The 15,033-nt window shown below is 37.3% G+C and carries 14 protein-coding genes and 1 other annotated feature; of the genes, 1 reads left to right on the forward strand and 13 read right to left on the reverse strand.

All coding sequences use genetic code 11. The annotated features are described in order from the left end of the window. Positions 1-72: 72 nt before the first annotated feature. The 6 genes from IV84_RS03540 to IV84_RS03560 form a co-directional block, all read right to left on the reverse strand. Entirely contained in the window at positions 73-1,035 is a 963-nt protein-coding gene (locus IV84_RS03540) for an ROK family glucokinase (RefSeq protein ID WP_046871650.1), read from the reverse strand. A gap of 18 nt (positions 1,036-1,053) precedes the next feature. Beyond that, positions 1,054-1,275, reverse strand: a complete 222-nt coding sequence (locus IV84_RS03545) for a YqgQ family protein (protein WP_046871649.1) — start codon at positions 1,273-1,275, stop codon at positions 1,054-1,056. A 60-nt stretch (positions 1,276-1,335) separates the two neighbouring features. Then, positions 1,336-2,016, reverse strand: a complete 681-nt coding sequence (locus tag IV84_RS03550; RefSeq protein ID WP_046871648.1) for a rhomboid family intramembrane serine protease — start codon at positions 2,014-2,016, stop codon at positions 1,336-1,338. Between the two features lie 2 nt (positions 2,017-2,018). Beyond that, positions 2,019-2,573, reverse strand: a complete 555-nt coding sequence (locus IV84_RS03555) for a 5-formyltetrahydrofolate cyclo-ligase (protein WP_081036070.1) — start codon at positions 2,571-2,573, stop codon at positions 2,019-2,021. A gap of 83 nt (positions 2,574-2,656) precedes the next feature. Then, a complete protein-coding gene (rpmG, locus tag IV84_RS10675) occupies positions 2,657-2,806 on the reverse strand; it encodes a 50S ribosomal protein L33 (protein ID WP_080945532.1) in 150 nt (49 codons plus the stop codon). A 195-nt stretch (positions 2,807-3,001) separates the two neighbouring features. Next, positions 3,002-5,056: a penicillin-binding transpeptidase domain-containing protein gene (locus IV84_RS03560; protein WP_155515904.1), complete on the reverse strand. Its 2,055-nt coding sequence runs from the start codon at positions 5,054-5,056 to the stop codon at positions 3,002-3,004. 135 nt (positions 5,057-5,191) lie between these two features. Between IV84_RS03560 and IV84_RS03565 the strand changes: the two genes are divergently transcribed. Further along, positions 5,192-7,846 carry a YfhO family protein gene (locus IV84_RS03565; protein ID WP_056986117.1) on the forward strand — a complete coding sequence of 885 codons (2,655 nt, stop codon included), beginning with the start codon at positions 5,192-5,194 and terminating at the stop codon, positions 7,844-7,846. Between the two features lie 60 nt (positions 7,847-7,906). Here the strand turns inward: IV84_RS03565 and greA are convergent, their stop codons facing one another. From greA to IV84_RS03600, 7 genes are all read right to left on the reverse strand, one after another. After that, positions 7,907-8,392, reverse strand: a complete 486-nt coding sequence (gene greA, locus IV84_RS03570; protein WP_046871644.1) for a transcription elongation factor GreA — start codon at positions 8,390-8,392, stop codon at positions 7,907-7,909. A gap of 73 nt (positions 8,393-8,465) precedes the next feature. After that, on the reverse strand, positions 8,466-9,128 hold the full coding sequence (udk, locus tag IV84_RS03575; RefSeq protein WP_046871643.1) for a uridine kinase: 663 nt from the start codon (positions 9,126-9,128) through the stop codon (positions 8,466-8,468). A gap of 17 nt (positions 9,129-9,145) precedes the next feature. Next, entirely contained in the window at positions 9,146-10,267 is a 1,122-nt protein-coding gene (gene mltG / locus IV84_RS03580; RefSeq protein WP_056986118.1) for an endolytic transglycosylase MltG, read from the reverse strand. A 101-nt stretch (positions 10,268-10,368) separates the two neighbouring features. Further along, on the reverse strand, positions 10,369-12,792 hold the full coding sequence (gene pheT / locus IV84_RS03585; RefSeq protein WP_046871641.1) for a phenylalanine--tRNA ligase subunit beta: 2,424 nt from the start codon (positions 12,790-12,792) through the stop codon (positions 10,369-10,371). Between the two features lie 8 nt (positions 12,793-12,800). Further along, complete coding sequence (pheS, locus tag IV84_RS03590) at positions 12,801-13,847, reverse strand: phenylalanine--tRNA ligase subunit alpha (protein ID WP_046871640.1); 1,047 nt, start codon at positions 13,845-13,847, stop codon at positions 12,801-12,803. A gap of 50 nt (positions 13,848-13,897) precedes the next feature. After that, positions 13,898-14,107 (reverse strand) — a binding site (T-box leader). A gap of 47 nt (positions 14,108-14,154) precedes the next feature. After that, on the reverse strand, positions 14,155-14,505 hold the full coding sequence (locus IV84_RS03595; RefSeq protein WP_046871253.1) for a winged helix-turn-helix transcriptional regulator: 351 nt from the start codon (positions 14,503-14,505) through the stop codon (positions 14,155-14,157). Positions 14,506-14,532: 27 nt separating this feature from the next. Next, on the reverse strand, positions 14,533-15,033 hold the full coding sequence (locus IV84_RS03600; protein WP_046871252.1) for an HD domain-containing protein: 501 nt from the start codon (positions 15,031-15,033) through the stop codon (positions 14,533-14,535).

Consider the following 15,033-nt stretch of genomic DNA (forward strand, 5'->3'; position numbering starts at 1 on the left):
ACCAATACGATTTGACAGAGACCCTAAAAAAACCGACCTTGGAGAAATCCAAGCCCGGTCTAATCCAAATGTTTACTCAAAGCTTAATGCTAATGAAGCCGCACCGATAACTCCGGCATCGTTACCCAGACGTGCTAATTTTAAACTTGTTGAGTTACGAACTGTGGTAAATGTAAATTCTTGGAAATAATGATTAACTTGGTTTAAAAGAAAATCACCAGCAGCAGAAACACCACCACCAATAACAATGCTTTCTGGATTCAACGTATTAGCAAGATTTCCTAAAGCTAATCCTAAGTAATAAGAAACCTTATCAACTACTCGAATTGCTAAAGCATCCCCGCCTTTTGCAAGATCAAAAACCAGCTTAGATGTAATATCTTGTCCATCATCTGTTTGCCGTTTCAATTCGGAATCACCAGAGAATTCTTCTGCCATGTCACGCGCAACATGAACAACCCCGGTTGCGGATGCATATTGCTCCAAACAACCACGTTTGCCACATGTGCACAAGTAACCGTTAGGCTCAACAGTTACATGACCAATTTCACCGGCAGCACCAGCTGTTCCATGTAATAATTCGCCACCGGCAATTAATCCGCCGCCAATTCCAGTTCCTAAGGTAACAAACGAAACATCTTGTCCATTTTCGCCAGCACCTTTCCATCGTTCGCCAAGTCCGGCAACGTTGGCATCATTGTCCATAGTAAACTTAATCCCAGTACCAGCTTCAACTTCATCTCTAACATGTTGAGTTGTCTTCCAATTAAGATTATAGGCTCCAACAACAGTTCCTGCATCCCGATCAACCGTTCCTGGTGTTCCCATACCAATCCCAATAAACTGTGATTTGTCCATATTATAAAGTGATAAATGATGATTAATTGATTCGATAATATCTGGAACGATGTGGCTACCTTCATCTAAAATGTTAGTTTCCACACTCCATTTTTGTTGAACATCGCCACTGTCTGTTAAGATAGCAAACTTAATTGTTGTTCCACCAAGGTCAACTCCGACCAATTTACGATCCATTATTCATTTCCTCCAATATTATAATAATTTGTTAGGTTCTTTTTCGTGAACCTCTTCTAAATGATGTTCATGTCGCAAAACCATGACTGCTTTAATATAGGTCTGGTCTTCTACCACACCTGCATCGTGTAAATGTTTTAATTCAATGCTCATTAATTCAATATCCCATAGTCGTTTTCCGACATAAACAAAAATACCAAATTTTTTTAACAACTGTTGCACATCATAAAGTGTTTTCATAACATCATCCCAATTAATTATACAGAAAAAAATAAATTTGTAAACGTTATTTTGCAAACGCTATTGTGTTAACAAAATCCAAATTGCAACGCCGAATAAGGCAACTAGGGTCACACTGGCAATAATTCGCTTAGCCGTGTCCACTTTACCAATTTTGGGTACCCCAACAAGATAACCAACTAAAAATCCAGCTAATATGCCACCTACATGTGCGTAAACATCAATGCCTGACTCCATCAAACTAGAAACCAGCGCCAAAATTACAAATAGACCAAGTTGGCGAGCCATTGATCGAATATACGGATTCTGACGAAAAGATTCTCCCAACATTAACCAAACACCAAATAAGCCAAAAATTGCCCCACTTGCACCGGCAGACAAAGCTAACGGATTACCAAAAAGTAAACTCACTAAATTTCCAAAAATACCCGCAACAAAATAAATTATTAAAAATCTAAAATGACCAAAAAGTTTTTCAATTTGCAGCCCTATAAAATATAAAGTGACCATGTTCAACACAATATGGGTAATCCCAATATGAATAAACATAGCACTGATTAATCGCCACCACTCACCATTTTGAAGAACAAGCGGTTTAAATATGGCCCCAAATTTCAAAAGATTTTGAGTGTTTTCGGTTCCACCACTTATCGTCATCAAACCAAAAACGATAAAATTAATAATAATTAGTCCGATAGTCATATATGGATATTGATTCCAACGTCGTAATTTTTGTTGCATATTTATGCCTCGCTATTGAGTAACTTCTTGATTTTGATATCATGTGCTTCTACAGGCCAAACAGCTCGCTCGAAGCGTTGCACACTAAGTACCAAGCTTACAGTTTCACCCCGATAATCACTTAAAAATCGATCATAATAACCACCGCCGAATCCTAATCTAAAATGGCTATCCGTTGCAAATCCTAATCCAGGAACCAAAATTAAATCAATATTTGATTTTGAAAAATTATCACGATTGTCTGGTTCTAAAATTTCAAATTTACTTTTCACTAATTTCGTCTCATCAGTTAATTCTTTAAACACCATTTGCCACTTGGGTAAGGTTTTAGGAATTAGAATCTCTTTATTTTCAAGTTTTGCCTGTTCAATAATAGGTTGTGTATTAACCTCAGCCGCCCCACTCAAAGTCACGCCAATAGATTTTGCATGTTGCCATTCTTCACTAACAAATAGTTGTTTATATAGCGCTAGTTCCTCTTGATTTTTTTGTTCTTTAGACATTGCCTGAAGACGACTCAATTGAATCTGGCGTTGTCTTTTCTTTTCTGGTTGCATAAAGATCACCTCAAATTGTGGGGTTATTAAATTTTTTTAAAATAAAAAAGATCGGAGCAAAATTCGACCATTTTGTTCCAACCTTATTTGGTTTCGCGATGTAATGTAACCTTTCTTTCACGTGGGCAATACTTATTTAACTCCATACGATCCGGATTGTTACGCTTGTTCTTGCTTGATAGATACTGTCGATTATGACATTCTGTACATTCTAATGTAATGTGTACGCGCATAGCTCCAACCTCCCAACTATAAGTTCTGATGGGCGTTGCGCCCTCAACTTAAAATATGATACCACAATTTGGTATTCTGACGCAAGTATCATTCATACATTCAAACAACTAAATTAATTTTTTTGCGGTTTTTAAACGAAAATAAAACTGATTTTGAACCATTTCAAAATACTATAATGCTTAGAACCATTGCCTTTATTTAGTTGTATCCTTTATCGCAGATTTATCTTGAACCGTTTTCCAGTATGCTGAATAAACTTTCTTTGCCAAGTCAATATTGTTACTCTCAGCACTTTCACCCAACCCTGGCATTGCAACTGCAACAACTACTTTGGGATTCTTTGAAGGCGCATAAGATGCCAAACTCAGTGTAACGGTTGATTTACCATTGGTAGTCGTTTCAGCTGTACCTGTTTTTGCAGAAATCTCTGGACTAACACTTGCAAGAGCTCCACCAGTTTTATACGTATTTGTTCCGTGAACAACATCATACAACCCCTTTGTCACAACTTTCTTTTGAGCAGCCGTATCATCTACGTAATTCAAAACTTTAGGTTGGATGGTTTCTTGTAACTTGCCTAATCCACCATTGCCATTCGTTCCTCTAATCTGTGACACAACGTGCGGTGCAATTCGATATCCGCCATTAGCAATGGTAGAAATATATTGGGCCACTTGAATCGTTGTATATGCATCATACTGACCAAACGCCAAATCAAGTGCCTTACCAATGTTTGCGTGATTGCTTGGTCCGGTATATCCAGCAGATTCTCCAGGAATATCAATCCCCGTATCCGTCCCGAGCCCAAACTGCTCAAAATAGCCACGCATCTTAGAGAACACACCAGTCCCCATTGTTAACCCTGCCCCTGGCGAATACTTAAATCCGCCTTCTTTCATGGCTAATTGCATCATGTAAGAGTTTGAAGAAACTTCCAATGCAGTCGAAGCATCTACACTAATATCTTGGCCCCCACTCTTGTTAAACCATGATGATTTAGATCCTGTACCAGCTAGTCTAATTGGTTTATCTGTTAATGTACTATTTGTTGGGGTAATTACGCCATCCATCAAGGCCCCAGTAACCATTGCTCCTTTGACAACAGAACCCATGACAATTGGTTCATTAATTGTCCCAAGTGCATTATCTGTTACTTTTCCTGTGTTTGGATTTCGATCGACACCAGCCAAAGCTAATACTGCTCCAGTATTCGGATTCATTACCACTACATAACCACCAGTAGATTCCCCACCAGCTGATGAAACGGCAGTTTTCGTATCAGATTGAACCTGTTTTTGGAAGGCAGCATTAATGGAGAGAACAAGATTATCACCTTTCTTCCCTGCATACTGCTTAACTTCTTTTTTAATTGTATTGTTACCATTAACGTCAACTCGCGTTTGTGACTTTGTTCCCTTTAAAATAGGATCATATTCCTTTTCAAGGTAACTTTGTCCGACACTGTCATTACGTGAATAACCCTGTGCTAACAACATGTTAACTTCATCACTTGGCAAACCAGTTTTGGCACTTGAAACGGTTCCGGCAACACTTTTAATTGAGTTTCCTTCTGGATAATCTCGTGACCAGCTCGTGACCACTTTTACACCTGGAAATTCAGATAAATGTTCACCGATTTCTGCGATTTCTTTATTTGTAACCCCAGATTCTTTTAGATAGACCGTCGATAATTCGTAAGCACCGTTCATTAAACTAAAAATCTGTGCAGCATTTTTTTCAGTTTTATCAAGAGTAACCGTTTTAGCGACTTTTTTTACTGCCATGCTGTATAAAGCCTTGGTACTATAATCACTATTATTTTTAAAGCTATTTTCAGTTTTTTCCAAATTCTTCGAGTTAGCCAAATAATAATCAGCCTGATCCTGATCAGAGAGTGTCGAAGTAGATACCGTAAGATATTTTCCTAAACGCTCTGCTGTTTGGCGAAGGGTACTGGATAAAACATTAACACCCTTTGTGTACTGAATAGCCTGGTGAGATTCATTACCTACCAGCACTTTTCCTGTTGAATCGTAAATCATCCCTCGCTGAACATTACTTGTTTCGATCGTTGTATCTGTTCGTTCAACATCAGCCACATATTTAGAACCGTTAAAAATTTGTAAATACGCTAACCTCGCAATAAGCAAAACTAACAAAAAAACAACAATTCCAAAAATTAGATGAAGTCGAAAAGGCAATTCTGATTTATTTTTATGAACCTTAGTACTAGTTTTTTTTGATTTCAAAATTTCAAGCTCCTTCACACTGCTGAGACTATTCTAACAAAAAAATCAAATTGCTTCTATAACTTGTTCACATTTTTAGATTATCTTAGTCAATGTGGTATGCTAAAGAAAGCAATTTGGGAAAAGAGGAACATGATGCAAAGAACTAGTTTACACAACACCAAACACCTTATTGGCTCACGGAAACAACAGCTTATAGTTAGCTTTTTGATTCCTTTATTATTGATGTCCAGCTACTTTATTTATCGAAAAATGGCTCCCTTTGGGCCAAGTAGTCTATTAACAGTTGATTTAGGTCAACAATATGTAGATCTTTTTGCCTATTTTCGGCACACGATCTTACACGATCCAACGGCTTTTTTCTACTCCTTTTCAAAAGCAATTGGCGGTGATATGACTGGAACCTGGGCTTACTATTTAATGAGCCCTTTCAATCTTATCCTGCTTTTCTTCCCGGGGAAGTCCATTACAACCGGCATTTTTATCATTACAATCCTTAAGTATGCTTTTGCTGGATTAACATTTGCGATCTTATTGCAAAAGCTTTATCCACATACAAATTGGCTTGTTCCAGGATTAGCCACTGCTTATGCATTAATGGGATTTTCTATTGCCAACCAATTAAATTTGATTTGGTTAGATGCTCCTATTTTTCTCCCACTAATCATCCTCGGAATTGACCGCATTTTCACAGACGGTAAAATCCGCTGGTTTGTTTTATGGTTGAGCTTAATGCTAATTATTAATTATTATATGGCATACATGATATGTATTTTCTGTATCCTGTATTTTATTTTTGACAGCGCTCGTTATTATACCTCATTTCACGATATTCTCACAGCTAGCAAACGATTTGTAAGTGGTGCCTTGCTATCGGGTGGGTTTGCCTCTTGGATTTTGATGCCCACTTTTTATATTTTGACACAAAGTAAGGCCCAATATACAGAAACAAGTGTCAAATTAAAATTTGATTATTTCCCATTTAAAATGCTTAGTAAATTTTTGCCTGGGACTTTTAACTTCCAGCAAATGCCTAGGGGTCTTCCAAATATTTTTATTGGGGCCTTTTGTATGATTGGGTTTATTTTATATTTTACCAGTGCAAACATAAAACTGCGGGAACGAATTACCGCTGCAATCATTTCTTTGTTTTTGTTCTTATCGTTATGTTTTCAACCCTTAAATCTTTTTTGGCACGCCATGCAATTTCCTTGGTGGTATCCTTACCGTTTTAGTTTCATTGTCTGTTTTTGGATGATTTTTCTAACGGCTCGCTATTTATTTTCGAAACCGACCTTCAACCCAAAGGCACTGCTAACTTCAGCAGCAATTTTAGTGATTGGCTTAATCTATTTGTGGTTAAACCTCTCTACGTTTAAAAACTATGTAGACCAAAACCAGTTAATTATCGGAAGTTTGTTTGCGGCATTGGGATTACTCTCGTACATCCTTCTTCGTCAAAAGCCAGCCCTTAGTTGGCTCATCACAATAATCATTGTTTTGGATGTATTCGTAAACGCCTGTTTGTCACTAAATAATATTTCTTTTGTTTCGCAATCAGAATTTGGAAATTATACAACTGAATTAGATAAAACAATCGGTAAAATTCAAAAGCAAGATACCAGTTTTTACCGAATTGGGAAAACCTACATGCGGACAAAAGATGATGCTATGCAGGCTGCCTTCAATGGTGGCTCACATTTTAGTTCTACGTTCGAAACCCAAATCCCCAATTTTATGCAAAAAATTGGGCAACCTGATGGCGATGGTTTCGTTACCTACTCCAACGGAACCCTGATTACAGACAGTTTATTAGGTATGAAATATTGGTCCAAAAATATTGATTCAAACCAACTAGGCTCATCGGCAACTTCAACAGCCAATGCGACGTTGCCTGCATTAACGTTTAAGCCCGATCTAAGCAGTTACAAATTAATTGGCCAAGATAGTTTGACTCAAACGTACAAGAACCCCTACGCCCTTTCAATTGGCTTTGGTGCTTCTAGTTCAGTTAAGGATTTCAATGGCAGCAAATTGGATCCCATTCAATATCAATCACAGTTATATGGCAGTTTAGCTGGCCAAACAAAGTCTAAGTTATTTACCTCTCAAAATTTTAATGAGGTTATTTTCCAAAATATTAATCAAACCACTAAATTAACAGGAAGTGTGTTGAAAAAAAATAATCTCTCCAAACCTGGAGTTGTTACCTTTAGATTCACCCCTCCTACTAATGATGCCTATTACTTAACTTTTGGACAAGATTTGAATCCAGACAATGCAACTTTCACTGTCGATGGAAAACCACTTACGCAGTACTCACCTTACCGGAATACAGTCGTTGTTAACTTTGCCAATCATAGTAAGGGCAAAACAGTTACACTTAAAATTCAACTCAAAAAGATGAACTTGTGGTTAGAAAACTTTACCTTGTACCGCTTGAATCAGAATAAATTTACTAAGTTACAACAAAATCTTAACGAATCACCTTTAAAAGTAACAAGCCATAATAGTCACAAAATTGCTGGAAAAATCACTGTTACTAAGAAAAACCGGTTCTTAATGACTACGATTCCTTATGGTAAAGGCTGGCACGCAAAGGTTGATGGCAAGTCCGTAAAAGTAATTAAAGTTGCTAAAACATTTTGTGGCATTCAGTTAACTGCGGGTACTCACCATGTTGTGCTAACTTATTGGCCACCTTACTTGTTTATCGGATTAATTGTCAGCGTTATTGCTTTAATCATCGTTATGGGTTACTTCTGGTGGATAAAGAAAAACCGCCATTAAAACCAAAAAAACCGCAAAACTAGATTTCCTAGTTTTGCGGTTTTTATTTGGTTACTAATCTTATTCGCTTACGCTAACTTTTAAGATCTGAACGTGCATATCGCCACCGGGAGTGGAAATAACAACTTCATCGCCCACCTTATGATCTAGTAAGGCTTTAGCAATTGGTGAATCATTTGAAATCTTGCCTGACATTGGGTCAGCCTCAGCAGCCCCAACAATTGTGTATGATTCAGGATCTTCATCTGGAAGTTCCTTAAACTCAACGACTTTCCCCAAAGAAACGACGTCTTCATCTACTGCATTGTTATCAATAATTTCGGCATTCTGTAACATCTGCTCAACTGTACTAATTCGGCTTTCAACCATACTTTGCTCATCTTTAGCAGATTCGTATTCTGAGTTTTCAGATAAATCGCCAAAACCTCTTGCAATCTTAATACGCTCAATTACCTCTGGACGTGTTTTTGTTTTTAATTCACTTAATTCTTTTTGTAATTTTTCTCGGCCCGCTTCTGTCATCGGGTACGTTTTTTCTTTTGCCATTTATAGACACCTCTTATTTATAATGAAAATATAACGGCTTTTAGAGTACCATGAAGTAATCGCCTTGTAAACACTAATCCTCACGAAAGATGTTATCACGTCCCTCTTGAGAAAGAATATCTTTGATTTTAGTCGTTAACAGATCAATAGCAACAGTATTTTCGCCACCTTCTGGCACAATTATATCTGCGTATCGTTTCGTGGGTTCCACAAATTGATGAAACATTGGCTTTACCGTCGCTAAATACTGCGTAATAACTGAATCAAGTGTCCGACCTCGATCTTTAATATCTCGTTCAATGCGGCGAATGATTCGAATGTCATCATCGGTATCAACGTAAACTTTAATATCCATCAAGTCTCGCAAACGCTGATCATCTAAAATCAAGATTCCCTCTAAAATAATCACATCCCGTGGTTCTTGATGAGCTGTCTCACTACTTCTAGTCAATTCTGTATAATCATAAACCGGTTTTTCAATAGCTTCATAGTTTAACAATTGTTTTAATTGATGAATCAGTAAATCGGTATCAAAAGCCAACGGATGATCATAATTAACTGCCGCACGTTCTTCCATGCTCATATCAGCCTGATCCTTATAATAGGAATCTTGCTGAATGGTCATGATGGAATGTCCCGAAAGATTGTTATAAATCTTTCGACTAACAGTTGTTTTTCCACTTCCTGATCCACCCGTAACTCCGATTAGAACAGGACGCTTTTTCTGTACTTTCATAAAATTGCCCTCATTTATTATTTATTACTTGGGTCCTGACTTGAAGCATTTGCTAAATGCTCATCATAGGTTGCTGAAAAATAAACCTTTCCTGTTTTTAAGTTCGCAACGAAATAGAGATAATTTTTATCTCGTGCCTTGGGATGAAGCACTGCTAAAACTGAATCCTTACTTGGGTTATTAACTGGTCCTGGTCCATAACCCTTTTTGGCCCTCAAATTATAAGGAGAGTCACTCTTTAAATCAGTTTTAGTTAAATCAGATCCAAAAGCCTTTTTCACAGCATAATATACGGAGACATCAGATTGGAGTGGCATTTTAGCATCAATTCGATTCAAGAAAACACCGGCAATTTTTTCTCGATCACTGGTTGTATTACCTTCTCGTTCAACCAAAGCAGCTAAAGAAAGAATTTCTTGAACAGACATTTTTTCTTTTTTAATCTTAGAATAGTAAGGTTCTAAGATTGCATTTTCTTTAGCAACCATCTGTTCAACAACTGCTTTTAACGTTGTCTTTTTTTCAAGTGAATACGTTGCAGGGTAAAGATAGCCTTCAAGTCGATAACGCACATTTGAAGCCTTCATAGCCGATCCTAATAATTCAGGATATTTTTTATAAAGGCTATTTATGAATGATTTGTCTTTCATAAGCGCAATGAATTGGCTTTGACTAAAGTCAGATGATTTACCAATTGATTTTCCAACCTCGTCAATAGTCTCGCCTTCTTTGATTAGCACATACTTACCCAAAAGCACAGGGGTTGCACTACCACCCTTTTGAAGGTTAGTGGCAATTTTATTAAGACTCATCGAAGGCTTTAAAACATAATAACCAGCCTTAAAATCAGTTAAGTTATGTGATTTTACATAATAATCAAATATCGCACCACTTTTAACAACCTTTTTCTCCTGTAAAATAGAACCAATTTGGCGCGTTGACGATCCTTCTGGCACATTAATTTGAATTTGTTGTTTGCTATCTGGATTTAAAGGCTCTAAAGCATCTGAGAAATAATGATAAAATACAAATCCAGTTGCCACAACCACCACTGCCAAAATAGTAACTACCCACTTAATAATAGAATGCCCTTGCGATTGGTTACGTTTATCAGCATTCCCATCTTGATTATCCAAGATTTATTTCCTCCATTCCAAAACTGTTACCTGTTATTATACTAAAAACATGTCCATTATGCATCGTCATGATCACATAATTACATGTTCTTAATAAAAATAATTTAACGAATTTCAACTTTAAAAGCCTTTTTTAAGGACTCAATTGCTTGTTCAAATTCTTTGTTCACTTCTTCTTCAGTTAGCGTATTATGTTTATCACGATACGTTAACGTATAAGCAACAGATTTTTTACCTTCAGGAATGTGTTTTCCAGCATAAACATCAAATAACTGGATTTTTTCTAAATGGCGATTGGAAGCAGCCTGTAAAGCAGCCACAATCTCGGTATTAGAGACCTTTTGATCAATTAAAAGGGCAACATCACGAGTAATTGCGGGATATTTAGAAATTGGATCATAATGTTGAATTTTCTTTGGTGCATCTAGGATGGCCTGCAAATCCAACTCAAAAACATAGGTCTCTGGGATCTTAAATTGTTTGGCAACTTGGGGATGTACTTGACCCATAAATCCAATCACTTTGTCACCCAAATAAATATCTGCGGTACGACCCGGATGCATCTCTGGATATTCCTTACTTGCCACATAACTTATAGATTCCTCAAAATTCAGGTCATGCAAAAGTAAATCCACAATCCCCTTTAATTGATAGAAATCAACGGGAGCTTCTTTTCCATACCAATTTTTGGTCTCAAGAGAGCCAGTAATTGCTCCAGCCAAATGTTCAACCTCAGTTGGACGATCTGTACCATCAGTACGATAAAAAACCCGACCTTGTTCATATAATGCAACATTGGCTTCTTTTCGAGCCACATTATAAGCTACATCATCTAATAAACCACTGATTAAATTCATACGAAGAACTGCATGATCTAAGCTCATTGGAAAATCAAGTTTAGTTTCCTCGCTTGATTGCATCATGAACAGTTTGGCTTTCTGCGCTGTGGTTAATCCATAACTCATTGCTTGATTCAATCCACTACCTTGTAAAATGGACCGAACACCACGAATAACTTGCTGACTTGTTGTCAAACGGCCAATAGTGGTTGATCCCGTTGGTAAAGTAGAAGGTAAGTTATCATATCCATAAATTCTAGCAATTTCTTCAAGAATATCTGCCGGAATATGAATATCCCAACGCCGTGCTGGGACCGTAACCACAAACGTTTCATCTGTAACTTGAACTGTGAATTGCAACCGTTCTAAAATTTTAGTTACTTCATCCACAGAAAGTTGTGTCCCTAATACATGATTAATTCTAGTTAAATCAAGTGTGACCTCAACTGCTTGTGGATTTGGTTTAACAGCCGTGATTTGATCTTTAACTGCTTTTCCATCGCCAAACTGAGCAGCTAACTCTAACGCCTCATGGAGGGCCTCGGTAACTGTAGCTGGATTGATTCCTCGCTCAAAACGCATTGAAGCCTCACTATGAAGTACATGATAACGAGCGGTTTTTCTGACTTTGATTGGATCAAAAATTGCTGATTCAATAACCACTGTGTGCGTATGATCATCAATCTCAGTATCTAAGCCTCCCATAACACCAGCCATTGCGATATTTTTATCGCCGTCCTTAATCATGAGGTCCGTTGCTTTGAGGCTTCTTTCTTCACCATCGAGGGTTACAAACTTGGTTTGATCTGGTGAATAACCAACATGAATCTCTTTTGCAGACAATTTATCATAGTCAAATGCATGTAAAGGTTGGCCATATTTCAACATAATGTAATTTGTAATATCAACAACATTGTTTATTGGTCGGACGCCAGCCGTCATCAAACGAACTTGTAACCAAAAAGGACTTGGTGCAATTGTGACATTTTTTACAATTCCCATTTGGTAGGCCAAAACATCATCAGGAGCATCTATTTTAACTTTTAATAAATCGTCAATATTGTCTGTTTCATCAACAGTTTTCAGTTGACGATGATTCAAAGTTAATTTTTTATCGTAAATTGCACCGATTTCGTAGGCATTCCCATCCATGCTGAACAAATCCCCCCGATTGGGAGTTACAGATGTGTCAATAACATCGTCATCCATGCCTAAATAACTATAAACTGGCTCACCTGGTTTAACACCGCTGTCTTCTGGAAAAACATAAATACCATTTACGTATACTTTGGGCACAACCTTTTCATCAAAACCAATTTCTTGTAAGGCACAGATCATTCCGTTAGATTGTTCACCGCGCATTTTACTTCGTTTAATTTTAACGTTGTCTTTAATCCGTGCACCATGTAAAGCCACAATCACATATTGTCCCTTAGCCACATTAGGAGCGCCACAAACAATCTGAATTGGCTCATCTTCGCCTACTTCAACTTGACAGATATTCAAATGATCAGAATTTGGATGCGGTCGAACATCTAAGGTATAACCTACAATAATTTTTTTAAGTCCATCTTCAGCTCGTGTTACCTGGTCAACTTCAACGGCTGTACGTTCAATTTTTTCAGCAAGAACTTTGGGCTCAACATCAAGATCAAAGTACTCTTTTAACCACTTATAAGAAACTTTCATTTTAGTTGTTATCCTTTCTTTGAAAACTGCGTCAAGAAGCGGACATCATTTTGATAGAAGTTACGAATATCGTCAACGCCATAACGCAACATCGCAAAGCGATCTGGTCCGAGTCCAAAAGCAAAACCACCATACACTTTGGAATCCACACCAGCCATTCTTAATACATTAGGATGAACCATCCCAGCACCCAAAACTTCAATCCAACCTGTCTGTTTGCATACTGAACAACCTTTGCCCATACAATTAAAGCAGGTTACATCAGCCTCGACTGAAGGTTCAGTAAATGGAAAATAGCTTGGACGCAAGCGAACTTCAAACCGATCTCCAAAAAGCTCTTTGGCCAAAACCTCTAGTGTTCCTTTCAAATCAGTCATGGTAATATTTTTATCAATGACCAATCCTTCAACCTGATGGAATTGGTGGGAATGGGTTGCATCATCAGTATCACGACGATAAACAACTCCTGGTGAAATCATTTTCAAAGGCCCTTTACTAAAGTCATGCTTTTCCATTGTTCTTGCTTGAACTGGAGAAGTTTGGCTACGCATCAAGATTTCATCTGTAATGTAAAATGTATCTTGCATATCGCGTGCCGGATGATCTTTGGGCAAGTTTAGCATTTCAAAGTTATATTTATCAGTTTCCACTTCTGGTCCCTGAATAACTTGGTATCCCATTCCTAAAAATAGATCTTCAATATTATCAATTATTTGTTGAATGACATGTGGCTGTCCTTGCGTAACTGGTTTGCCAGGTAAAGTGACATCAATTGTTTCACTTTCCAATTTTTTGGCAATATGGGCTTTTTCTAATTCAGCCTTTTTCTCATCAATAGCCGTCACAATATTGTCACGAACATGATTGGAAAGCTCCCCAACTTTAGGACGTTCTTCCTTTGGAATGTCACGCATACCACGCAAGATTTCTGTTAACGGACCTTTTTTGCCTAATACATTCACACGAATATCTTCTAAATTTTTCAATCCGTCTGTCCGAGAAATTTCTTTTAAAGATTTTGTTTTTAATTCTTCTAACTGTTCATGTAATCCCATCATCAAGCCCCCTAATATTTAAAAAACTGCACAAAAAAACTCGCCCCTGAAAAAGGGACGAGTTATCGCGTTACCACCCTGGTTTGTAAACAAAAATATTCACACACTTGGCATCAATAACGGCGATTTACCGACTTATTTTTTCAAATAAATAACTCAGAAGTGAATTCACTAATGTTGTTTTTTGCATCTGATTTCAGTCAAACCCAGATACTCCCTTTAAAAAGCCACTAGCTACTGTTCTTCATCATTGCTTTTCTGACTTAAATATTAGATTAAAAACGGTCAATAGTCAACTATTCTTTTATTAATCTTCGTTTGCATACCAACAGTCAGCAAACTTATGCACTGCACTCATAACTGGACGTAGTGCTTCACCTTTTTCTGTAAGTTGATATTCAATTAAAGATGAATTCTTGTGAGTCACCCGATCAACAATTCCCTCGGCTTCCAAACTCTTCAAACGTTCTACCAACACTCGATCACTACACTTAGGAACATTGTGTGCCAAGTCCTTGAAGCGTTGTGAATCTTCGTTCAACAAAACTTCAATAATTAATCCATTCCATTTCTGGCCTAAAACTGAAAACGTCCGACTAAACTTGGGACAAAGTGAAAAGTCATCGATGGTACTCCTAGTTTCTAAAGCTTCTGACATAACTCTTCCTCCATTTAAAACTAACGTCTATGAAGTACGACCTTGGATTTTATTCAAAAACAAGTGTACTTCTTTTTGCACATGCCCTAAATATTCTTGGGTCGCTGCTAAATCGTCAACAATTGAGACAATCATGCTTTCTTTATACTTAGGAAATGCAACTGTTGCACCCCACATATGCTTTAATATAATATCCTTTTCCATCGGTGACAAAGGAGTCAATTTTTCTGCGTTTCGTAAAGCAATTCGAGGATGAATATAGGCATGGGTGCCTAAATCAAACTTAGTTGTCCGCCAATCATAGTAAAACAAATCATGTAACAAACCGGCCCTAGCAACTGCACGAAAGTTAAGATGCCGTTTTTTTGCAATCAAATAACTCTGATACGATACGGAAATTGAATGCTGCAACCGCGTATAATTATGGTGTTGCGTATATTCATCTAATTTTTGAACTTCTTTAGTTTTTAATAAATCTGATACTAAACTTAAATATTCTTGATCCTGTTCCCAAGCATTTGTTTTCAT

It is taken from the genome of Pediococcus damnosus (assembly GCF_001437255.1).
GTDB classification, from domain to species: domain Bacteria; phylum Bacillota; class Bacilli; order Lactobacillales; family Lactobacillaceae; genus Pediococcus; species Pediococcus damnosus.

Bases quoted from the DNA above. Each gene is read 5' to 3' on its own strand.
- pheT (WP_046871641.1), bottom strand. From the start codon at position 12,792: ATGAAAGTTTCTTATAAGTGGTTAAAAGAGTACTTTGATCTTGATGTT.
- IV84_RS03550 (WP_046871648.1), bottom strand. From the start codon at position 2,016: ATGCAACAAAAATTACGACGTTGGAATCAATATCCATATATGACTATC.
- IV84_RS03540 (WP_046871650.1), bottom strand. From the start codon at position 1,035: ATGGATCGTAAATTGGTCGGAGTTGACCTTGGTGGAACAACAATTAAG.
- IV84_RS03600 (WP_046871252.1), bottom strand. From the start codon at position 15,033: ATGAAAACAAATGCTTGGGAACAGGATCAAGAATATTTAAGTTTAGTA.
- IV84_RS03545 (WP_046871649.1), bottom strand. From the start codon at position 1,275: ATGAAAACACTTTATGATGTGCAACAGTTGTTAAAAAAATTTGGTATT.
- udk (WP_046871643.1), bottom strand. From the start codon at position 9,128: ATGAAAGTACAGAAAAAGCGTCCTGTTCTAATCGGAGTTACGGGTGGA.
- pheS (WP_046871640.1), bottom strand. From the start codon at position 13,847: ATGGGATTACATGAACAGTTAGAAGAATTAAAAACAAAATCTTTAAAA.
- IV84_RS03595 (WP_046871253.1), bottom strand. From the start codon at position 14,505: ATGTCAGAAGCTTTAGAAACTAGGAGTACCATCGATGACTTTTCACTT.
- rpmG (WP_080945532.1), bottom strand. From the start codon at position 2,806: ATGCGCGTACACATTACATTAGAATGTACAGAATGTCATAATCGACAG.
- IV84_RS03555 (WP_081036070.1), bottom strand. From the start codon at position 2,573: ATGCAACCAGAAAAGAAAAGACAACGCCAGATTCAATTGAGTCGTCTT.
- greA (WP_046871644.1), bottom strand. From the start codon at position 8,392: ATGGCAAAAGAAAAAACGTACCCGATGACAGAAGCGGGCCGAGAAAAA.
- IV84_RS03565 (WP_056986117.1), top strand. From the start codon at position 5,192: ATGCAAAGAACTAGTTTACACAACACCAAACACCTTATTGGCTCACGG.